Below are 21553 nucleotides of genomic sequence, written 5' to 3'. Positions count from 1 at the left end.
GAGAACCTCGCGGTACCGTGGAGCCGTGTCCACTACACGGCGTAGGAGACCGGCGCTGATCCTGCTGGTCGTGGCGGCCGCCGCCGGCTGCCTGGCGCTGGCGTGGTGGCAGTGGACCCGCTGGGAGTCGACCTCCGGTTCGTGGCAGAACCTCGGCTACGCCCTGCAGTGGCCGATGTTCGCCGGCTTCTGCTTCTACGCGTACTTCAAGTTCGTCCGCTACGAAGAAGCCCCGCCCGCACCGCATCCGAGCGGCGCGGTCACCGAGATCCCCGCCGATCTGCTGCCCGAACGCTCCGCGGCGACCCCGCCTCCCTCGTCCGACGACGACCCCGCACTGCGTGAGTACAACGCTTACCTCGCACACCTCGCCGAAGCCGACAACGAAGGCAGAACCACACCATGACCGCACCGCAGACGCCGGACACCGCGCCCGCCGGGGTGTCGATCGAGACCATCGCCAAGGCGGTCCGCAACTACCGCATCCTGGCCTGGGCGACAGGCATCTGGTTGATCGTCCTGTGCGCCGAGATGGTGCTCAAGTACATCGTCAAGGTGGACTGGCCGTTCCTGTGGCTGGTCGCCCCCATCCACGGCTGGGTGTACTTCGCGTACCTGTTGTTCACCGCCAACCTCGCGGTCAAGGTCCGCTGGCCGATCGGCAAAACCATCGGCGTACTGCTCGCCGGCACGATCCCGCTGCTCGGCATCGTCGTCGAGCACTACCAGACGAAGAACCTCAAGGCGCGCTTCGGCCTGTGACAGGCGGGACGCCTCGGCGCACCTCGTCGATGTCGTCGGTCAGCCGCGTCACATAGCCGACCAGCGCCTCGACGTCGGCGTGGTCCCACCCGTCGACCGCGCGGCGCAGCCCGGCCAGTTTGTGAGACCGCTGCCGCCGCAACCGATTCCGGCCGCCCGCGGTCAACGCGAAGCGCGGCGTGCGCCCCGACCAGGCGGGTGCGCTGTCCCGCGCCACCGGCTCGACGAGGCCGTCGCGCAGCATGACGAACGCCTCGCTGCCCACCGTCGCGGTGTCGACACCCAGCGCGTCGGCGATCTCCTCGACCGATGCGGGCCCGGCCTGCTCGAGGTGGGCCAGCAGGACGTAGGTCCGCCGCCCGAGGAACTGCATCGGCATGCCCCCGTCGTAGGTGCCCAGCGCGGAGTGCCGGCCCAGCCGCGTCAGCACCGCCTCGAGATCGCGCACCGGTGGCTCCGGTGCGGAGGACGCCGCCTCTGCCACCGGGGCCGGCTTCGGAATGGCCAGCGCGATCAGGCCCGCGACGCCCGCCGCGCAGGCGGCGATGATCAGGGCGGTGTGGAAGCCCTCCAGGGACGGCAGAACCCGCCCGGCGAACGACGTGGTCATCCCGGCGAGCACCGCGCCCATCACCGCGCTGGACACGGAGGTGCCCAGTGACCGGGCCAGCGCGTTGATGCCGTTGGCCGCGGCGGTCTCCGTCACCGGAACGGCCGCGTTGATCAGCGCAGGCAGCGAGGCGAACGCGAACCCGACGCCGACACTGACCGCGACGTTGAGGATCAGCACCTCGACGGGGCTGTCCAGGAGTCGCAGGCCGATCAGGTAGGACACCGAGATGATCGCGCACCCGACGACGAGCGTGAGCCGGGGTCCGGTCACCGCCGCGATCCGGGCGGCGATCGGCGCCGACACCATCATCGCCAGCCCGCCCGGCGCCATCCACAGACCCGCGTGCAACATCGACTGACCGAGCCCGTACCCGGTCTGCGTGGGCAGTTCCAGCACCTGCGGTGCGACGAGTGACAGCGCGAACAGGCCGAACCCCACGCCGACCGACGCCAGGTTCGTGGTGAGCACCGGCCGCCGGACCGTGGTGCGCAGGTCGACGATCGGCGCGGACGCCCGCAGCTGCCACCACGCGAACACCGCGAAGATGACAGGTGAGGCGGCGAACAGGCTCAACGTCGTCGTGCTGGTCCAACCCCAGGTCTGACCCTTGGAGATCGCCAGCAGCAGCGTGGTCAGCCCGCCTGCCAGGCCCAGGGCACCGAGGAGGTCCACGCGTTCCGAGGTACGCGACCCCACCGGCGGGACCAGGACGGCGAAGCAGACCAGGGCCGCCGCGCCGAGTCCGGCGGCGAACCAGAACAACACATGCCAGTTGAAGTTCTGTGCGATCACCGCCGACAGTGGCAGGCCCAGCGCACCGCCCACCCCGAGTGAGGCACTCATGATGCCCATCGCCGACCCGACCCGGTCTGCGGGTACGGCCGCGCGCAGCACGCTGATCCCCAGCGGGATGATCGGCATCCCGAATCCCTGCAGACCTCGGCCGACGATCACCGGGATGAGTGCGGTGCTGAGCGCGGCGATCACCGAACCGGCCGTGAGCAGCGCCGCACACGCCATCAGCACGGGTTTGGGGCCGTAGATGTCGCCGAGCCGACCGAACAGCGGTGTCGCGACCGCCGCGGTGAGCAGTGTCGCGGTGATGGCCCACGACGCGTTGTCCGGGCCGGTCCCCAACAGGGCGGGCAGTTCCGGGATCAGCGGGATGATCAGCGTCTGCATCAACGACACGCTGATGCCGGCCGCCGCGAGAACGGCGATGAGCACGTTCGGGCGCACCCGCGCGGCCACCGCCGCTGCCGCCTCTGTCGTCTGCACACCTCGCCGAGCCACGACGGGCATGCTACCCATTAGGCTGTCTATCTAAAACTTGCGACGACGTGACGTCAGTCGCCGAGCGCCCGCAGCGCCGGAACCAGCTGCGCGAGCGCGCGCCCGCGGTGGCTGGCGGCGTCCTTCTCGGCCGGCGTCAACTCCGCGGCCGTGCGATCGGAGTGCTCGGGCAGGAACACCGGGTCATAGCCGAATCCACCCTCCCCGCGCGGCTCCCGAATGATCGCCCCGCGCCACACGCCGCGCACCACGACCTCCTGCGTGCCGTCCACCAGCGCGCACGCCGAGACGAACCCCGCGCCCCGCCGATCGTCGGGGACGTCGCGCAGTTGGGCGAGCAGCAGCGCGGTGTTGGCCGCGTCTTTGTGGTCGGTCTCCCCGGTCAACCCCGCCCAGCGCGCCGAGAGCACCCCGGGCATCCCGTTGAGCGCGTCCACCTCGAGTCCGGAATCGTCGGCGACGGCGGCGACGCCGGTGGCGCGGAACGCGTCGCGCGCCTTGGCCAGCGCGTTCTCCTCGAACGTCGCCGCGGTCTCGGGTGCCTCGTCGAAGGGTGCGACGTCGTCGAGTGAGAGCAGGGTCAGCCCGGACACCCCGGCGGTGTCGAGCACCCTGCGCAGTTCGGCCAGCTTCTTACGGTTACGGCTGGCGACCAGCAGTTCGGTCGTCAGCTTCCGAACGCTTTCTTCGGCGGCGTCTTCGGCTCGGGCAGCACACCGGGGTACGGGGCCGCGAGCGCCTCCTGCTGGACGACGAACAACTGCTCGCACGACGCCAGCGCGAGGTCGAGCAGCTTGTCCAGCGTCGAACGCGGGAACGTCGCCCCCTCACCGGTGCCCTGGATCTCGACCAGCGTGCCGGTGTCGGTGGCGACGACGTTCATATCGACCTCGGCGCGTGAATCCTCCGTGTAGGGCAGGTCCACCCGCACCCGGCCGTCCACGACGCCCACACTGACCGCCGCGATAGCACACGACAACGGCCGGGGGTCGGAGAGTTTGTCGGCCGCGGCGAGGTAGGTGACCGCGTCGGCCAGCGCCACATAGGCCCCGGTGATCGCCGCGGTGCGAGTGCCGCCGTCGGCCTGCAGGACGTCGCAGTCGATCGCTATCGTGTTCTCCCCCAACGCATTCAAGTCGATGCAGGCGCGCAGCGACCGGCCGATCAGCCGGCTGATCTCCTGGGTGCGGCCGCCGACCCGGCCCTTGACCGACTCCCGGTCGGAGCGGTCGTGTGTGGCGGCGGGCAGCATCGCGTACTCGGCGGTGAGCCAGCCCTGCCCCGTTCCCTTACGCCAGCGCGGCACTCCCTCGGTGACGCTGGCCGTGCACATCACGCGGGTCTCGCCGAACTCGACCAGCACCGAACCGGCGGGATGGGAGGTGAAACCGCGGGTGATCCGCACCGGACGCAACTCGTCGTCGAGCCGACCGTCTTCTCGTCTGGACACGGCCCAACCCTAACCGCTCACCCCGACGGGGCGGCCGGGAGTCAGTGCTTCATGACGTCGAAAGACTCGTTGCACACCACCGCGTGCACGGGACCGTCGAACTCCGCCTTCGCCTCGCTGATCACGTCCTCGCGCGAGGTCCACGGCGGGATGTGGGTCAGCAGCAGTTCCCCGACCCCGGCGAGCGCGGCCGCCCGGCCGGCCTCGGTACCCGACAGGTGCAGTCCGGGCGGACGGTCCGGCGAATGCGTCCACGACGCCTCGCACAGGAACATGTCGGCGCCCCGGGCGAGTTCGATGAGCGGATCGCAGAAGCCGGTGTCACCGCTGTAGACGAACGTCGCACCGGACGGATCGGTGAAGCGCATCCCGTAGGACTCGGTGGGGTGACACACCAGACGCGGCAACACCGACAGCGCGCCGATCTGCACGGCGGAGTTGTCCGACCAGTTCCGCACCTCGAAGATGTCGGAGATGTCGTCGATCTCCCCGCCCTCCGGTGAGGATGCGGCGCCCAGCCGGGCCCAGGTGTTCGCCGGACCGTAGAGCACCCCACGGTCGGGCGCCGGCGACGGGTGGTAGCGGCGCCACACGAACAGCCCGGGCAGGTCCAGACAATGGTCGGCGTGCAGATGACTCAACAGCACCGACACCGCGTTGGGGTCGGCATGCCGCTGCAGCGCGCCCAGCACGCCGCCGCCGAAATCCAGCACCAGCGGCGGGGTGTCAGGTGCGGTCAGAAGGTATCCGGACGCCGGCGAATCAGGCCCGACCACACTGCCGGAGCAACCGAGTACGGTGATTCGCACGCCCACTAGCTTGCCATGCCCAGAACTCTGTTGACGAAAACATGGCCGGTTTGTCACCACCGGCCGCAGGCCCGGCAGGCGCTACGCCTCGACGCGGCGCTGTACCGGCCGCACCCCGTCCAGACTCGGGCCCAGGAAGCGGGCCGCCAGTGCGGTGAAAGCCTCTGGGTCCCCGGTGGATTCGAACACCCGGGTGGCCGGGGTGGCGGCGGGATCGGCGGGATGCGGGCGCAGCAGGTCCAGTTCGGTCAGCACCCGCAACAGGTCCTTGGCCGTCTCCTCCGCGCTCGACACCAGCGTGACGTGATCGCCCATCGCGAGCTGGATCAGACCGGAGAGCATCGGGTAGTGCGTGCACCCGAGCACCAGCGTGTCGACGTCGGCCCGCTGCAGTGGTTCGAGGTAGGCCTCGGCCAGCCCGAGGACCTGGCGTCCGCTGGTCACGCCGCGTTCGACGAAGTCGACGAACCGGGGGCAGGCGACCCCGACGACCTCGATGTCGCGGGCGGCGGCGAACGCGTCCTGGTAGGCGCCGGAGGCGATGGTCGCCGACGTGCCGATCACCCCGATGCGGCCGCTTCGCGTGGTGGCCACCGCCCGGCGCACCGCGGGCAGGATCACTTCGACGACCGGCACCGGCGCGTAGCGCTCGCGGGCATCGCGCAGGCAGGCCGACGACGCCGAGTTGCAGGCGATGACCAGCGCCTTGACCCCGCGCTCGACGAGGTCGTCGCCGATCGCCAGCGCGTGCGCGCGGATCTGAGGGATGGTCAGCGGACCGTACGGTCCGTTGCCGGTGTCACCGACGTAGATGATGTCCTCGTCGGGCAACTGGTCGATGATCGCCCGCGCGACCGTGAGCCCCCCAACGCCGGAATCGAAGATCCCGACCGGGCCCAGCCGATCGCCCGCCGGAGTGGTCACGACGGCAGGTACGGCGGCGCGGTCCGCGACCCGCGCAGCTCGCGGGCCTTGCGTTCCGGACTGGACAGGACGTAGGCGGCCACGACACCGGCGACCGCGCCGCACAGATGGCCCTGCCAGGAGACCCCGGGGGTGCCGGGCAGCACACCGAGCAGGATGCCGCCGTAGACGAACAGCACGATGACGCCGACGACGATCTCCCAGGCCTTGCGCGTAAAGAACCCGAACACGATGAGGAACGCGAGCCAGCCGAAGATGAGGCCGGACGCGCCGATGTGGTTGACCTCGCAGCGCACGCCGACATAGGGGCAGTGCGTCCCGAGATTGCCGATCAGCCAGGTGCCGAGGCCCCCGAGTATCCACACGATCGCGGTCGCGTAGATGAACCGGGACAACCCGGCCAGTGTCATCAGGAACCCGAGCACCAGCGCCGGGCCGGTGTTGGCGAGGAGGTGCTGCCAGTCGGCGTGCAGCAGCGGCGAGAACACGATGCCCCACAGACCGTCGGTCTCCAGCGGACGGATGCCGTTCTCGTCGAGACGGTGCCCGCTGAGCGAGTCGAACAGCTCGATCACGTAGAGCAGGACGACGAAGCTGACGATCGTCACCCCGCCGACCACCCACGCCGGCCGCTTCTGCTGCGGCGCAGGGGGGTTGGCGGGAAAGCCTCGGGTCATCATGCTCCTCGCGTGCGCGGGCTCATGCCCATAGTTGCCCTTCCAACGCGTCCTCTGCGTCGTCGAGGCTACCGCCGTACGCACCGGTCGACAGGTACTTCCACCCGGCGTCGCACACGGTGAACGCGATGTCGGCGCGCTCGCCCGCCTTGATCGCCTTGGCCGCCATACCGAGGGCGGCGTGCAGGATCGCCCCGGTGGAGACACCGGCGAAGATGCCTTCCTTGGTGACCAGTTCGCGGGTCCGTTTGATGGCGTCGAACGATCCGACGGAGAATCGGGTCGTCAGCACGTCGGGGTCGTACAGCTCGGGGATGAAACCCTCGTCGATGTTGCGCAGCGCGTAGACGCCCTCGCCGTAGCGCGGCTCGGCGGCCACGATCTGCACGCCCGGCACCTTCTCGCGCAGGAACCGGCCGGTGCCCATCAGCGTCCCGGTGGTGCCGAGCCCCGCCACGAAATGGGTGATCTCGGGCAGGTCGGCGAGCAGTTCGGGGCCGGTGCCGTAGTAGTGCGCGTCGGAGTTGGCGGGGTTGCCGTACTGGTAGAGCATCACCCATTCGGGGTTGGCCGCCGCCAGCTCCTTGGCGTGGGCCACCGCGGTGTTGGAGCCGCCCTCGGCCGGGGAGTAGATGATGCGCGCGCCGTACAACTCCAGCAGTTGCCTGCGTTCGATCGAGGTGTTCTCGGGCATCACGCAGATCATCTGGTAGCCCTTGAGCAAGGCGGCCATCGCCAGCGAGATTCCGGTGTTGCCGCTGGTGGGTTCCAGGATCGTCGAACCGGGGTGCAGCAACCCGTCACGCTCGGCCTGCTCGATCATCCGCAGCGCGGGCCGGTCCTTGATCGAGCCGGTCGGGTTGCGGTCCTCGAGTTTGGCCCACAGCCGCACGTGCGGTCCGTGCTCGTCGTCATCCCAGCGGGGCGACAGGCGCGGGCAGCCCACCAGCGGCGTGTTGCCGAGGGCCTCGAGCACCGAGTCGTAACGCGCCAACGTCATCCACCTGCCACGGCGGGCAGGATCGTCACCGAATCCCCGTCGGAGATCGCGGTGTCCATACCGCCGGAGAAGCGGACATCCTCGTCGTTGACGTAGATGTTGACGAACCGGTGCAGCTTGCCCGGCTTGTCCGGGTCGACGAGCCGCTCCGAGATGCCGGAGTAGTTCGTCTCGAGGTCGCTGATGATGTCGGCGAGCGTGGCGCCGGACGCGCTGACCCGCTTCTCGCCCCCGGTGTGGGTGCGCAGGATGGTCGGGATCTCGACGGTGACAGACATTGGCTCTTCCTTTTCTCAGTACTGTTCGACGACGGTGACAGGTTCTTCGGTGACCACACCGTCGACGATGCGGTAGCTGCGCAGTTCGTGGACGTCCGGGTCGCGGGTGCCGATGAGGACGTAGTGGGCGTCCGGTTCGGACGCGAGGTCGATGTCGGTGCGGCTGGGGTACGGCTCGGTGCCGGTGTGCGAGTGGTAAACCACGACCGGCTCCTCGCCGGCCTGCGACATCGCTCGGTGGACCCGCAGCTGCTCCATCGAGTCGAACCGGTAGAACGTCGGCGACCGTTCGGCGTTGACCATCGCGATGAAGCGTTCGGGCCGGTCGGACCCTTCCCGGCCGGCGATGATGCCGCACGCCTCGTCCGGATGGTCCGCACGGGCGTGCGCGACCATGGCGTCGACCAGATCGGCGCGGATCACCAGCACTGCACTCCCCTATCGCTTCGCAGACGTCTCACCCGAACGCTCCGGGCAACAGGTCCCGGTACGTGGGTATTCCGGCGGCCCCCTCGGCGGCCAGCACGCCGACCATCACGGCGCGGGCCAGACAGTCCGCCGCGGCCTCGCCGATCGCGGTCATCAACGGCACCTCGGGCGACATCGACGCCGGTGTGGTGGGGTCCGGCGGCACCTCGACCGCACCGGTGGCCAGTGCGAACACCGTATCCCCGTCGAGCGGCGTGTGACACGGCCGCAGCGTGCGGGCCAACCCGTCGTGCGCGGCGACGGCCACACGGCGGCAGCCCGCCGGGCTGACCGCGGCGTCGGTCGCGACCACGGCGATCGTGGTGTTGAGCGGGCTGAGCTCCTGATGGCGGCCCGCATAGGCCGCGATCTGGTCGGCCGGCGGGTCGACGAGCCCGAACTCACGCCGGTACTCCGCCATCCACGGCAGTCCGGTCGCGGTGTCGAAGGCCTCGCCCGCGGAGTTGACGACGACGATCGCACCGACCGTCACCCCGTTGTCCAGGACGACCGAAGCCGTCCCCACGCCGCCCTTGAGGACGCCGGCCCGCGCCCCGACCCCGGCGCCGACGGTCCCCACCGCGACGTCGACACCGGCGCTCGCGGCGGCGGCGTAGCCGAACTCCGCGGTCGGCCGGCACGCCCAGCCGCCGACCGGCAGGTCGAAGATCACCGCGGCCGGCACGATCGGCACCACACCGCCGTCTAGTGCGACGCCGCGGCCCTGCTCCTCGAGCCACGCCATCACCCCGTCGGCGGCGGCCAGCCCGTAGGCGCTCCCGCCGGTCAGCACGACGGCGTCGGCATGGCGTACCGAATTGCTCGGATCGAGGAGATCGGTCTCCCTGGTGCCCGGCGCACCGCCCCGCCCGTCGACCGCCCCGACGGTGCCGGGCGGGGTGAGCACGACGGTGGTGCCGCTGGCCCACCCGCTGCCCAGCGCGGCGTCGGCGTCCAACCGGTCGTGGTGGCCGACGCGGATGCCCGCGACGTCGGTGATCGATCCGCTCATTGCAGCGGTTTCCCGACCAGGCTGAGCACGAGGTACTCCTGCAGCACCGTCAACCACTGGTACACGTCCACGTGTCCGGCCATCGGGTGGTCCGCGGGCAGTTCGTCGCCACCGATGGCGTCGATGTCGAGCATCGTCCCCAGCGCCAGCCGGACGTCGTTGACCGCGGCGGCCCAGGCGTGCGCATCGTCCTCGGTGAGCTCGAACCGCCCGCCGCCGGCCGGCATGGTGTCCAGCAGGCGTTGTGCCGCATCACGTTTGGCGGCCAGGATCTCCGGTTCGTGCAGGCTGCGCAGCGCACTGTTGAGACTCTCCGCGGTGCCGGACCCGGCCGGATGATCGGTGGCCGCACGGAAGAAGTCCGGCAGCAGCCGCCTCATGGTGGCATCCGGCGGGGGCGCCGTGTGCCCGGTGCGCATCCCGGTGATCTCCTCGAGTTCGTCTGCCGGAGAGGATGATTCACGCTCGTCGAGCATGCCCTTCACCGAGCTGACCAGGCTGTGCAGCAGCGCCGCCTCATGCGGTTGGAGCGCGGACCGGAACCTCGCACCGTCGGCCGTCTGCACCCGCTTCCATTTGCGCACTCCAGCGTCCCCGTCAGCGGTCCTGCTGCATGGTCGCCCAGAGACCCGCTGCGTGCAGCTTGGACACATCGACCTCCATGGACTCGCGGCTGCCCGCCGACACGACGGCCTTGCCCTCGTTGTGCACCTGCAGCATCAGCTTGGTGGCATGCGGTTCGCTGTAGCCGAACAGCTTCTGCAGGACGTAGGTCACGTAGGTCATCAGGTTCACCGGATCGTCCCAGACGATGGTCACCCAGGGCGCCTCGGTGGCCTCGTCCTGCTCCGGCACCGTGGCCACGTCGCGCTGCTCGCGGGTTCCCGGGGCTTTCGCCGGTGTGACCATGCCGTCAGGATACCGGGGCGGCCATACGGGTTACGGTGGCAGCTGTGACAGCCGCGCTGCTGACCGACAAATACGAGCTGACGATGCTGGCAGCCGCGCTGCGGGACGGGACCGCGCACCGGCGCGCGACGTTCGAGATCTTCGCCCGCCGACTGCCCGACGGCCGCCGATACGGCGTGGTGGCGGGGACCGCGCGGTTCGTCGAGGCGTTGCGGCAGTTCACCTTCGACGACGCGGCACTGGCGGCCGTCGCCGACTTCCTCGACGACGAGACCCTGGGCTACCTCGCCGGCTACCGCTTCGGCGGCGACGTCGACGGTTACCCCGAGGGCGAACTGTACTTCCCGGGCTCGCCGGTGCTGTCGGTGCACGGCACGTTCGCGGAATGTGTGCTGCTCGAGACGCTGGCGCTGTCGATCTTCAACCACGACAGCGCGATCGCCTCGGCCGCCGCCCGGATGGCCGGCGCCGCCCAGGGCAGGCCGCTCATCGAGATGGGGTCGCGGCGCACCCACGAGCAGGCGGCGGTGGCCGCCGCCCGGGCCGCCTATCTGGCCGGATTCGCCGGCAGCTCGAACCTCGAGGCGCAACGCCGCTACGGGGTACCGGCGATGGGGACCAGCGCCCACGCCTTCACACTGCTGCACACCACCCCCGACGGCCCTGACGAGGTGGCCGCGTTCCGGGCTCAGGTCGAGGCCCTCGGGGCGGGCACCACACTGCTGGTCGACACCTACGACATCACCGCCGGCGTCGCCAACGCCGTCGCGGTGGCCGGTCCACACCTGGGTGCGGTGCGCATCGACTCCGGTGACCTCGGGGTGCTGGCCCGGCAGGTGCGCGGCCAACTCGACGGCCTCGGCGCGTCGGGGACCCGCATCGTGGTCTCCGGCGACCTCGACGAGTTCGCGATCGCCGCGCTGCGCGCGGAACCGGTCGACATCTATGGTGTCGGCACCTCACTGGTCACCGGCTCCGGCGCACCGACGGCGGGCATGGTCTACAAACTCGTCGAGGTCGACGGCCTCCCGGTCGAGAAACGCAGCAGCCACAAGGAATCCCACGGCGGACGCAAACAGGCGGCCCGCCTGGTGAAACCGTCCGGCACGATCCTCGAGGAGATCGTGCACCCGTACGGCGCACCGCCCACCGGCTTCGGCGACCACGAACTGCGCCCGTTGACGGTGCCCCTGGTCAGTGCCGGCGAACCGGTCGGCGAGCTCGGCCTGGCCGCGGCGCGCGAGCGGGTCACCGCAGGGCTGCACAGCCTGCCGTGGGACGGGCTCAAACTTTCCCGCGGCGAACCGGCCGTCCCCACCCGCATGATCGCCTCCGCCCGCGGCGGCGAACGGCCCTAGGAGTGGCCACGGGCGACGAGGATCCCTGCGAGCGCGTCACCGACCTGCTGGCCGCGGCCGTCGCGGCGGTGGGCGGCGCCGAACGGTCCGGTCAGGTCGAGATGGCCAGGGCCGTGGCGCAGGCGTTCGACACCGGCCGGCATCTGGCCGTGCAGGCCGGCACCGGCACCGGTAAGTCGCTGGCCTACCTCGTGCCCGCGATCGCCCACGCGATCGCCGCCGACGAACCGGTCGTGGTCTCGACCGCCACGATCGCCCTGCAGCGCCAACTCGTCGACCGCGACCTGCCCCGCCTGGCCGACGCGCTCACTGGGGCGCTGCCGCGCCGCCCGCAGTTCGCGCTGCTCAAGGGACGCGGGAATTACCTGTGTCTCAACAAGATCCACAACGGCACCGCGGGCACCGGAGACGCCCCGGACGACCGCCCCCAGAAGGAGCTGTTCGACGCGGTGGCGGCCACCGCGCTCGGGCGTGATGTGCAGCGGCTGACGAAATGGTCCTCGGACACCGAGACCGGCGACCGCGACGAACTGCGGCCCGGCGTCCCGGACCGGTCGTGGCGTCAGGTGAGCGTGTCGGCCCGGGAGTGCATCGGCGTCACCCGCTGCCCGTACGGCACGGACTGCTTCGCCGAGAAGGCCCGCGGCAAGGCGGCCGACGTGGACGTGGTGGTGACCAACCACGCGCTGCTGGCGATCGACGCGATGTCCGATGCCGCGGTGCTGCCCGAACACAGCGCGGTGGTGATCGACGAGGCGCACGAACTGGCCGACCGGGTCACGTCGGTGGCGACCGCTGAGCTGTCGGCCACCTCGCTGGGCATCGCCCACCGCCGGGTGGCGCGGTTGGTGGAGGGGGAACTCGCGGACCGGTTGGAGGCGGCCGTCGCCACCGTGTCGTCGGCCATCCACGACGGCACGCCCGGGCGCATCGACCGGCTCGACGACGAGCTGGCCACCTATCTCACCGCGCTGCGCGACGCGGCCGACCGGGCGCGGTCGGCGATCGACACCGCACCGAGTGATCCGAGGGCCGCCGCCGCACGTACCGAGGCGGTGACCGCGTTGACCGACGTCAGCGACACCGCCAACCGGATCCTGGACTCCTTCGTTCCGGCCATCCCCGACCGCGTGGACGTGGTGTGGCTGGACCACGAGGGCGGCCCGGGTTCGGTCAGCGCGATCCTGCGGGTCGCCCCGCTGTCGGTGGCCGGACTGCTGCGCACCCGCCTCTTCGAGCACGCGACCACGGTGTTGACGTCGGCGACGTTGACCGTGGGCGGCAACTTCGAGGCCATGGCCCGGGCGTGGGGGCTGGCCGACACGACATGGCACGGGCTCGACGTCGGCTCGCCGTTCCAACACGCCAAGGCCGGGATCCTCTACGTCGCCGCCCATCTGCCGCCGCCCGGCCGTGACGGGACGGGTTCGGCCGAACAGCTCGAGGAGATCGAGACGCTGATCACCGCCGCGGGCGGCCGCACGCTGGGGCTGTTCTCCTCGATGCGCGCGGCCAAGGCCGCCGCGGAGGTGATGCGGGACCGGCTCGACACGCCCGTGTTGTGTCAGGGCGAGGACACCACCTCGGCACTGGTGGAACGGTTCGCCGCCGACCCGCAGACCTCGCTGTTCGGCACGCTGTCGCTGTGGCAGGGCGTCGACGTGCCGGGGCCGTCGCTGTCCCTGGTGCTGATCGACCGGATTCCGTTCCCGCGGCCCGACGACCCGTTGTTGACCGCCAGACAACGGGCCGTGACCGCCCACGGCGGCAACGGTTTCATGGCCGTCGCCGCCTCGCACGCCGCGCTGCTGCTGGCCCAGGGGGCGGGCCGGTTGCTCCGGCGGACCGACGACCGGGGGGTGGTCGCGGTGCTGGACTCGCGCATGGCCACCGCCCGCTACAGCGGCTTCCTGCGCGCCTCGCTGCCCCCGTTCTGGGCCACCACCGACGCGGCCCGGGTGCGCGCCGCGCTCGAACGGCTCCGGGCAGGCGGCTGACGTCACTATCCTTCACACGACGTGACACGGAAAGGCGCCAGCATGAGCCGACGGCGGGTGTTCGGTGCCGGGGTCACCGCGGTGGCCGTCATGGTGGCGGCCGGCTGCTCGACCACCCTGCAGGGCCGTCCGGTGTCGGTGTTCGACAGCCCATTCCGGGTGGCCGGCATGGTGGCCACCGACGGGCCGACGGGACTGCGCCCCGACGCCGAGGCCCCCACCCGTGAGGTCGCCGGCTCCGACGGCGGTGACATCGACGCGCTGGCCGCCGCGGCGGTCAGCGACGTCGAGGAGTTCTGGACGCAGGCCTATCCGGAGACGTTCGGCGGCGACCGGTTCACCCCGATCGAGACGCTGGTGTCGTGGGACTCCGCGCAGTTCGACGGACTGTTCTGCGGCATCGACACCGTCGACCTCGTCAACGCCGGATTCTGTCTCGAGGAGAACACGATCGGGTGGGATCGCGGTGAGCTCCTGCCGACGTTGCGGGCCGCGAACGGGGACATGGGTGTGTCGATGGTGCTCGCCCACGAGTACGGGCACCCGATCGTGCGTCAGGCAGAACTCAACGGACCCGACACCCCGGTGCTCGTGCCCGAACAGCAGGCCGACTGCTTCGCCGGGGCCTACATGCGCTGGGTGGCCGAGGGGTCGTCGCCGCGCTTCACCCTGAGCACCGGTGACGGCCTCAACAGCGTGTTGTCGGCCGTCATCGCGTTCCGCGACCCCTTGTTCACTGAAGGTGACCTCTTCGCCGCGCTCGACGAACACGGTTCGGCGTTCGAACGCGTGTCGGCCTTCCAGTTCGGGTTCACCGACGGGCCTTCGTCGTGCGCGGCCATCGACCTGCGTGAGATCGGCCAGCGCCGTGGGGATCTGCCGGTGTTGCTGGCCGAGGACCAGACCGGCGAACTGCCGGTGACCGCCGAATCCGTGCGTGCGATCGTCGATGCGCTGACCATCACCCTCGAACCCGCCCGCCCGCCTGCGCTCGACTTCGCCGCCGAGGCCGCCGAGACGTGCCCGGACGCGCGCCCGAGCCCGCCGGTGTCCTACTGCCCGGCCACGAACCGGCTCGTCGTCGACCTCCCGGAACTGCAGACGATGGGCGCCCCGCAACTGGACGTCGACACCCACGGGCTGGCCAACGGCGACAACACGGCGTACTCGGTGCTGATGTCGCGATACCTGCAGGCAGTGCAGCACGAGCGGGGGCTGGTGCTCGACACCGCCGAGGCGGCGCTGCGCACCGCGTGCCTGACGGGGGTGGCGACCACGAAGCTGTCCAGCGACGTCACCACCCCCGACGGCAGCACGGTCGCGCTGACGGCGGGCGACCTCGACGAGGCGGTGTCGGGGATCCTGAGCAACGGCCTGGCGGCCAGCGACGTCAACGGCGAGTCGGTGCCGTCCGGGTTCGCCCGGATCGACGCGTTCCGGGTCGGGGTGCTCGGCGACGAGCAGCGGTGCCTGAATCGCTTTCCGTAGGGCTCAGCTCGCCGTCAGACGACCTTGGTGGTGCCGTACCAGGCCAGCACCGCCTCGGACATGTCGGTCTCGCGGGTCAGGATGGCGTAGGACCGGATGAACGACTGACCGACACAGCCGTCGATCTTGATGCGGAAGTTGCTCACCATCACCCACGGCGCGGCCCCGGTGAATTCCTTCTCCGTCACCGGGACGACGTTGATGATGCCGGGTTTGAGACCCACGGTGACGCCGCCGCCGATGTTGCCGCCGATGCCCGGCAGGATGCCGTCGGGTATGGGTGAGATGACATCGGTCCCGATCACACCGAGCGACGGGTTCAGGCCGGCGGTGCCGGTGAGCGAGACCCCGTTGGACGTGCTCATGTCGATGCCGCAACCGATCTCGTAGCCCACCTCGAGGATTCCGGTCGGCGGCTCATCGGCGTCCGGGCCGGCGAGGTCACCGGAGAAGGTGCCGCCCACGACGTACTCACGCGACGACAGCGCGGTCGTCAGCGGCGGGATGATCGCCTGCGTCTCGTCTTTCGCCGACACGGTCAGCGTCCACCCGTCGGGGGTCTCGGTGTGCGCGGGAGGCGTCGAGGGCACCGCGCCTTCGGGCGGGGGCGGCGCCGCGTCGGAGGCCACCGGTTCGGCAGCGGGCTGCGCCCACGCCTGCCCCGGATGTGCGGCCGCGAGCAGACCGCAGATCGCCAACGCCGTGAAGCCCCGTTGCCACATCGTTGTAGCCCTCCAGATGACTAGACCCTCTAACGGAAGGTACATGGGCGACCGTGGCGGTTCGACGGGCCTCCCGGCACACGGGTCAGTCAGGCATGCGGAGGACGAAACCGGACTCCAGCGCGACCCACAGTGCACCGTCGGGGCCGAACGCCAGACCGTGCGGTTCACTGCCGGGTGGCAGGTCGAAGGTCTCGACGTCACCGTCGGCGCCGACCCGCGCCAGCCGGTCGGCACCCCACAGGCTGACCCACACGCCGCCGGCCGGATCGGCGACCACCGCATGCGGTTTCCCGGGCAGGTCGATCTCCTGCAGCGCCCCCTCGAGGGGGATCCGGCCCAGTTTGTCCGCGAGGATCTCGGTGAACCAGATCGCGTCGTCGTGGGTGGCGGTGATGCCCACCGGACCCGCGTTGCGCGTCGGCAGCTCGCGCATCGTCACGCCGTCGCCGGGATCCAGCCTGCCGATCGCGTTGCCCTGGTTGAGGGTGAACCACACCGCGTCGTCCGGACCGCGGGTGATCATCGACGGGGTGCCGCCGACCGACGCCCACCCGCTCACCTCGCCGTCGACGGTGATCCGGCCGATACCGCCCGACCCCATCTCGGTGAACCACAGTGCCCCGTCGGCGCCGACGCAGATGCCGAACGGCGCGCTGCCCTCGGCGAGGGGGAAGTCGGTGAGCTCCCCTTCGGTGGTGATGCGCCCGATCCGGTCGTCGCCGTTGCGGGTGAACCACAGCGCCCCGTCGGGTCCGGCGGTGATCAGTGACGGGCGGGCCCCGGCGGCCACCGGAAAGCGGTCGACCGCCCCGTCGGCGCCCACCCGGGCGATCGCGCCGTCGTGCACGAGCGTCACCCACATCGCCCCGTCGGGTCCGGGCGCCAGCGCGTAGGGGCCGCCCCCGATCTCGCGGACCAGGCTCACGCCAGCGCGACCAGGCCGAGTTCGTTGTCCGCGGCCAGCAGCCGATGGTGCGGCAGCACCCGCACGGTGTAGCCCACCGGCCCGGCCACCGGCAGTGGTGTCGTCGTGGAGTAGATCTCCCGGCCGTCGTCGGCGGTGCCGGTGTGCTCCATCGGCACCGTCACCGGATCGAGCAACGTGTCGCTCGCATCGACGCGCCCCAGCACCGCCTGTACGGACACCTCGTCGGGGCGCAGCCCGGCCAGCGCCACCGTCGCGGTCAGGGTCAACGCGGAGTTGATCAACGGGGTGTCGGGCAGCCCCGAGCTGTCCACGTCGGTGACCTCGACCTTCGGCCACGCCGCCTGAACCCGGCGCCGGTAGTCGGCCAGCGCGCTCGCCGCGCCGAACGTCACCCCGTCGGCGTCCTCGACGGTCCGCCGCAGCGACTGCGCAGCGGGCGCGTAGTACTTCTCGGTGTAGTCGCGGACCATCCTGGAGGCCAGCACCTTCGGGCCGAGCACCTTGAGGGTGTGGCGGACCATCTCGACCCAGCGGATCGGGATGCCGTGTTCGTCGCGCTCGTAGAACTTCGGGGCCACCGACTGTTCGATCAGGTCGTAGAGCGCGGCGGCCTCCAGGTCGTCGCGCCGCGTCTCGTCGGCCAGACCGTCGGCGGTCGGGATCTCCCAGCCGTTCTCGCCGTCGAACCACTCGTCCCACCACCCGTCGCGGATCGACAGGTTCAGTCCGCCGTTGAGCGCGCTCTTCATCCCGGAGGTGCCGCACGCCTCCAGCGGCCGCAGCGGATTGTTCAGCCAGACGTCGCAGCCGTAGTACAGCTGGCGCGCCATCGACATGTCGTAGTCCGGCAGGAACGCGATGCGGTGGCGGACCTCATGGCGGTCGGTGAACCGCACCACCTGCTGGATCAGGGCCTTGCCGCCGTCGTCGGCGGGGTGCGACTTACCCGCCACGATCAGCTGCACCGGCCGTTCCTTGTCGAGCAGCAGCTTCTCCAGCCGGGCCGGATCGCGCAGCATCAGCGTCAAGCGCTTGTAGGTGGGCACCCGGCGCGCGAAGCCGATGGTCAGGACGTCGGGATCGAATGCCGTTGCGATCCAACCCAACTCGGCTTCGGCGGCACCGCGCTCCTGCCACGACCGGCGGAGGCGCGCGCGGACGTCCTCGACCAGCGCCCGGCGCAGCTGCGAGCGGATCCACCACAGATGACCAGGGTCCACCTCCTGCAGCCGCTCCCACGTGTCGGTCTCCCGCAGCAGCCCCAGATCCTGGGTGCCGAGCAGTTCGCGACCCAGTTCGAGCCACTGCGGCGCCGCCCACGTCGGCGCGTGCACCCCATTGGTGATCGAGCCGATCGGCACCTCGTTCGGGTCGAACCCCGGCCAGAGTTCGTTGAACATCTCCCGGCTGACCCGCCCGTGCAGCAGCGAGACGCCGTTGGCGCGCTGGGCCAGCCGCAGACCCATGTGGGCCATGTTGAACTTCGTCGGATCGTCCTCGGCGCCGAACCCGACGATCCGGTCCAGCGGAACCCCCGGCAGCAGATGGGTGCCGCCGAAGTACCGTTTGATCATCTCCACTGGGAACCGGTCGATGCCCGCGGGCACGGGGGTGTGGGTGGTGAACACCGTCGAGGACCGCACGACGGTCAGCGCGGTGTCGAAATCCAGTCCGGCGTCGATCAATTCGCGGATGCGCTCCACGCCGAGGAAGCCGGCGTGGCCTTCGTTCATGTGGAACACCTCGGGTGAGGGCAATCCCTCCACCTCGGTGAACGCGCGGATCGCCCGCACGCCGCCGATCCCGGCGAGCATCTCCTGCTTGATCCGGTGCTCCTGGTCGCCGCCGTAGAGGCGGTCGGTGACACCGCGCAGGTCGTGGTCGTTCTCGGGGATGTCGGAGTCGAGGAGCAGCAACGGGATCCGCCCGACCTGGGCCACCCAGACCCGTGCGCGCAGCGTCGCGTCGTCGGGCAGCGCCAGTTCGACGAGGACCTGGTTGTCGTCGGCGTCGGTCAGCAGCCGCAGCGGCAGCCCCTGCGGATCCAGCGACGGATAGTTCTCGTGCTGCCAGCCGTCGGCGGTCAACGACTGCCGGAAGTACCCGGAGCGGTAGTACAACCCGACCGCGATCAGTGGCAGCCCGAGGTCGGATGCGGACTTGAGGTGGTCACCGGCGAGGATGCCGAGCCCGCCGGAGTAGTTCGGCAGCACCTCGGCCACGCCGAACTCCATCGAGAAGTACGCGATGCCGTTGGGCAGCACCTCACCCTGCTCGAGCTGCTGCTGGTACCACAGCGGCCGGCTCAGGTAGTCGTCGAGATCGGCGGCCAGCCCGTCGAGACGGCGGACGAACGACTCGTCGCGGGCGAGTTCGTCGAGCCGGCCCGGCTTCACACCGCCGAGCAGCGCGACCGGGTCACAGCCGATCTGCTGCCACAGTTTCTGGTCGATGTCGGCGAACAGATCCTGGGTGGGTTTGTCCCATGACCAGCGGAGGTTGATGGAAAGCCGCTCGAGCGCGGCAAGCCGGTCGGGAAGGTGGGCTCGGACGGTGAACCTGCGCAGGGCTTTCACGTGGCTTTACCTTACTGACTTCTCCGAGCCCCGCAGCGTCTCGCCGATTCCTTGGCCTGCTTCGGGTTGGGCCCCGCACTACGGTGGGTATAGGGCGCGGAGAGGGTCAATCGAGAACCAACCGAGACAGAGTCAACCGACAGTGGCCACGCCGACGATGCTGGTGGTCGCGCCGATTCAAGAGGAGTGCTGGTGGCCGGCCGTATCGGAATCGATGACGTCGCGCCCGTGATATCCGGCGGCCGGTATCCGGCCAAAGCGGTGGTGGGCGAGGTGGTGCCGGTCAGCGCCACCGTGTGGCGCGAGGGTCACGACGCCGTCTCCGCGACGCTGGTGGTGCGCTATCACGGCACGTCGTATCCCGACCTCGCCGAGGCACCGGTCGGCCGGGTGAACGCCGCCGAGGCCGTCCCCATCGAGGCGGTCGTCTCCGCCTCACCGCGCGTCAAACCGCAGGCGCTGCCGATGAGTCAGGGCCGCACACCCGATGTCTTCCACGGCCACTTCGTCCCCGACACGGTCGGGCTGTGGACCTTCCGCGTCGACGGGTGGGGCGATCCGATCGCCACGTGGCGCCACAACGTCACCGCCAAACTCGACGCCGGCCAGAGCGAGTCGGAACTCGACAACGATCTGCTCGTCGGGGCGCGTCTTCTGGAGCGCGCCGCCACCGGTGTCCCCCGCCAGGACCGCTACCCGTTGATGCAGGCGGTCGAACGACTGCGCGAACCGGGTGATCCGTTCTACCGGGCGGGCGCCGCGCTGGCCGCCGACGTGACCGCGCTGCTCGATCAGTATCCGCTGCGCGAATTGGTCACGCGCGGTGAGCAATACGGCGTGTGGGTGGACCGCCCGCTGGCCCGCTTCGGCTCCTGGTACGAGTTCTTCCCCCGTTCCACCGGCGGATGGGACAGCCAGGGCCACCCCGTGCACGGCACGTTCGCCACCGCCACCAAGGCGCTGCCCCGGGTCGCCCGGATGGGTTTCGACGTGGTGTACCTGCCGCCGATCCACCCGATCGGCAAGGTGCACCGCAAGGGTCCCAACAACAGCGTGACCGCCGGACCGAACGACGTCGGATCCCCGTGGGCGATCGGCAGCGACGAGGGCGGCCACGATGCAGTGCATCCGGAACTGGGCACCATCGACGACTTCGACGAGTTCGTGGCCGCCGCCCGCGACCAGGGGCTCGAGGTGGCACTCGACCTGGCGCTGCAGTGCGCGCCGGACCATCCGTGGGCTCGTGAGCATCCGGAGTGGTTCACGGTGCTGCCCGACGGCACCATCGCCTACGCGGAGAACCCACCGAAGAAGTATCAGGACATCTACCCGCTGAACTTCGACAACGACCCGGCCGGGTTGTACATGGAGGTGCTGCGGGTGGTCCGGTTCTGGATCTCCCACGGCGTCAAGGTCTTTCGCGTCGACAACCCGCACACCAAACCGCCCAACTTCTGGGCGTGGCTGATCGGGCAGATCAAGACCGAGGATCCCGACGTGCTGTTCCTGGCCGAGGCCTTCACCCGGCCGGCCCGCCTCTACGGGCTGGCGAAACTCGGTTACACGCAGTCCTACACGTACTTCACGTGGCGCACGTCGAAGAGCGAGCTGACCGAGTTCGGTGAGCAGATCGTCGAGCACGCCGACTACGCGCGGCCCAACCTGTTCGTCAACACCCCCGACATCCTGCACGAGAGCCTGCAGCACGGCGGTCCCGGCATGTTCGCGATCCGCGCGGTGCTGGCGTCGACGATGAGTTCGGTGTGGGGGGTGTACTCCGGTTACGAACTGTTCGAACACCGGCCGGTGCGGGAGGGCAGCGAGGAGTACCTCAACTCGGAGAAGTACGAACTGCGTCCGCGCGACTTCGACGCCGCCCTGGCCGACGGTGAGTCGCTCGAACCGTTCATCACGCGCCTCAACGAGATTCGGCGGGTGCATCCGGCGCTGCACGAACTGCGCACCATCAGGTTCCACTACCCCGACAACGACGCCATCCTGGCCTTCAGCAAGTTCGACCCGGCCACCGGTGATCAGGTGCTCGTCGTGGTGACGCTCAACCCGTTCGGGCCCGAGGAGGCCACGTTGTGGTTGGACATGCCCGCACTGGGAATGGAGCCTTACGACAGGTTCTGGGTGCGCGACGAGATCACCGGAGAGGAATACCAGTGGGGGCAGTCCAACTACGTGCGCATCGAGCCCGCCAGGGCGGTCGCGCATGTGCTCAACATGCCCCAGGTGCCCGCCGACCAACGACTCAACCTACTGCGTAGGGAGTGAACACAC

General features: G+C 70.2%; 21 protein-coding genes. 6 read left to right on the top strand and 15 right to left on the bottom strand.

Translation table 11 applies throughout. From position 1 onward, the window contains the following. Positions 1-25 precede the first annotated feature (25 nt). Both AU195_RS00160 and AU195_RS00155 read left to right on the top strand, forming a co-directional pair. A complete protein-coding gene (locus AU195_RS00160) occupies positions 26-406 on the top strand; it encodes a hypothetical protein (protein ID WP_059157042.1) in 381 nt (126 codons plus the stop codon). Beyond that, entirely contained in the window at positions 403-762 is a 360-nt protein-coding gene (locus tag AU195_RS00155; protein WP_059157041.1) for a DUF3817 domain-containing protein, read from the top strand. The genes AU195_RS00160 and AU195_RS00155 overlap by 4 nt, the downstream gene beginning before the upstream one ends. On the opposite strand, the gene AU195_RS00150 is transcribed toward AU195_RS00155, so the two are convergent. The 12 genes from AU195_RS00150 to clpS all read right to left on the bottom strand — a co-directional run bounded on the left by AU195_RS00150 (position 740) and on the right by clpS (position 10195). Then, entirely contained in the window at positions 740-2677 is a 1938-nt protein-coding gene (locus tag AU195_RS00150; protein WP_286149069.1) for an MFS transporter, read from the bottom strand. The genes AU195_RS00155 and AU195_RS00150 overlap by 23 nt on opposite strands. 44 nt (positions 2678-2721) lie before the next feature. After that, positions 2722-3339, bottom strand: a complete 618-nt coding sequence (gene rdgB, locus AU195_RS00145) for an RdgB/HAM1 family non-canonical purine NTP pyrophosphatase (RefSeq protein ID WP_172800442.1) — start codon at positions 3337-3339, stop codon at positions 2722-2724. Next, complete coding sequence (gene rph / locus AU195_RS00140; protein WP_059157040.1) at positions 3336-4118, bottom strand: ribonuclease PH; 783 nt, start codon at positions 4116-4118, stop codon at positions 3336-3338. The genes rdgB and rph overlap by 4 nt, the downstream gene beginning before the upstream one ends. A 41-nt stretch (positions 4119-4159) precedes the next feature. Continuing rightward, positions 4160-4933, bottom strand: a complete 774-nt coding sequence (locus AU195_RS00135; RefSeq protein WP_059157039.1) for a cyclic nucleotide-degrading phosphodiesterase — start codon at positions 4931-4933, stop codon at positions 4160-4162. A 75-nt stretch (positions 4934-5008) separates the two neighbouring features. Next, positions 5009-5827, bottom strand: coding sequence for a glutamate racemase (gene murI, locus AU195_RS00130; protein ID WP_172800441.1), 819 nt, complete (start codon positions 5825-5827; stop codon positions 5009-5011). A gap of 20 nt (positions 5828-5847) precedes the next feature. Then, positions 5848-6528, bottom strand: a complete 681-nt coding sequence (locus AU195_RS00125; RefSeq protein ID WP_286149068.1) for a rhomboid family intramembrane serine protease — start codon at positions 6526-6528, stop codon at positions 5848-5850. Between the two features lie 22 nt (positions 6529-6550). After that, entirely contained in the window at positions 6551-7522 is a 972-nt protein-coding gene (locus tag AU195_RS00120) for a cysteine synthase (RefSeq protein ID WP_059157332.1), read from the bottom strand. Between the two features lie 2 nt (positions 7523-7524). Continuing rightward, entirely contained in the window at positions 7525-7806 is a 282-nt protein-coding gene (locus tag AU195_RS00115; protein WP_059157036.1) for a MoaD/ThiS family protein, read from the bottom strand. Positions 7807-7821: 15 nt separating this feature from the next. After that, entirely contained in the window at positions 7822-8235 is a 414-nt protein-coding gene (locus tag AU195_RS00110; RefSeq protein WP_059157035.1) for a M67 family metallopeptidase, read from the bottom strand. Positions 8236-8263: 28 nt separating this feature from the next. Then, positions 8264-9286 (bottom strand): P1 family peptidase, encoded by a 1023-nt coding sequence (locus tag AU195_RS00105; protein WP_059157034.1) that lies wholly within the window; start codon positions 9284-9286, stop codon positions 8264-8266. Further along, positions 9283-9870, bottom strand: coding sequence for an oxidative stress transcriptional regulator AosR (gene aosR, locus AU195_RS00100; RefSeq protein WP_059157033.1), 588 nt, complete (start codon positions 9868-9870; stop codon positions 9283-9285). Before aosR ends, AU195_RS00105 begins: the two co-directional genes overlap by 4 nt. A 13-nt stretch (positions 9871-9883) precedes the next feature. Then, positions 9884-10195 (bottom strand): ATP-dependent Clp protease adapter ClpS, encoded by a 312-nt coding sequence (gene clpS, locus AU195_RS00095; protein WP_059157032.1) that lies wholly within the window; start codon positions 10193-10195, stop codon positions 9884-9886. A gap of 23 nt (positions 10196-10218) precedes the next feature. Between clpS and AU195_RS00090 the strand changes: the two genes are divergently transcribed. From AU195_RS00090 to AU195_RS00080, 3 genes are read left to right on the top strand one after another with little or no spacing between them, the layout of a single operon-like run. After that, the gene (locus tag AU195_RS00090) at positions 10219-11553 is read left to right on the top strand and encodes a nicotinate phosphoribosyltransferase (protein WP_286149088.1); all 1335 of its coding nucleotides are present in this window, start codon (positions 10219-10221) and stop codon (positions 11551-11553) included. A gap of 2 nt (positions 11554-11555) precedes the next feature. Next, complete coding sequence (locus AU195_RS00085) at positions 11556-13550, top strand: ATP-dependent DNA helicase (RefSeq protein WP_059157030.1); 1995 nt, start codon at positions 11556-11558, stop codon at positions 13548-13550. A 42-nt stretch (positions 13551-13592) separates the two neighbouring features. Next, entirely contained in the window at positions 13593-15038 is a 1446-nt protein-coding gene (locus AU195_RS00080) for a neutral zinc metallopeptidase (protein WP_059157029.1), read from the top strand. Positions 15039-15052: 14 nt separating this feature from the next. Here the strand turns inward: AU195_RS00080 and AU195_RS00075 are convergent, their stop codons facing one another. The 3 genes from AU195_RS00075 to glgP form a co-directional block, all read right to left on the bottom strand. Further along, complete coding sequence (locus AU195_RS00075) at positions 15053-15760, bottom strand: MspA family porin (RefSeq protein WP_059157028.1); 708 nt, start codon at positions 15758-15760, stop codon at positions 15053-15055. A gap of 85 nt (positions 15761-15845) precedes the next feature. Continuing rightward, complete coding sequence (locus tag AU195_RS00070; protein ID WP_059157027.1) at positions 15846-16688, bottom strand: virginiamycin B lyase family protein; 843 nt, start codon at positions 16686-16688, stop codon at positions 15846-15848. After that, complete coding sequence (gene glgP, locus AU195_RS00065; protein ID WP_059157026.1) at positions 16685-19267, bottom strand: alpha-glucan family phosphorylase; 2583 nt, start codon at positions 19265-19267, stop codon at positions 16685-16687. Before glgP ends, AU195_RS00070 begins: the two co-directional genes overlap by 4 nt. Positions 19268-19459: 192 nt before the next feature. Here glgP and AU195_RS00060 point away from each other — a divergent pair, with 192 nt between their 5' ends. Further along, positions 19460-21547: an alpha-1,4-glucan--maltose-1-phosphate maltosyltransferase gene (locus AU195_RS00060; RefSeq protein ID WP_059157331.1), complete on the top strand. Its 2088-nt coding sequence runs from the start codon at positions 19460-19462 to the stop codon at positions 21545-21547. The last annotated feature ends 6 nt before the right edge of the window (positions 21548-21553 follow it).

This window comes from Mycobacterium sp. IS-1496 (genome assembly GCF_001499995.1).
GTDB lineage: Bacteria > Actinomycetota > Actinomycetes > Mycobacteriales > Mycobacteriaceae > Mycobacterium.
Note: the sequence above shows the minus strand (reverse complement) of the source record. Positions and strands in the feature narration are given on the sequence as shown.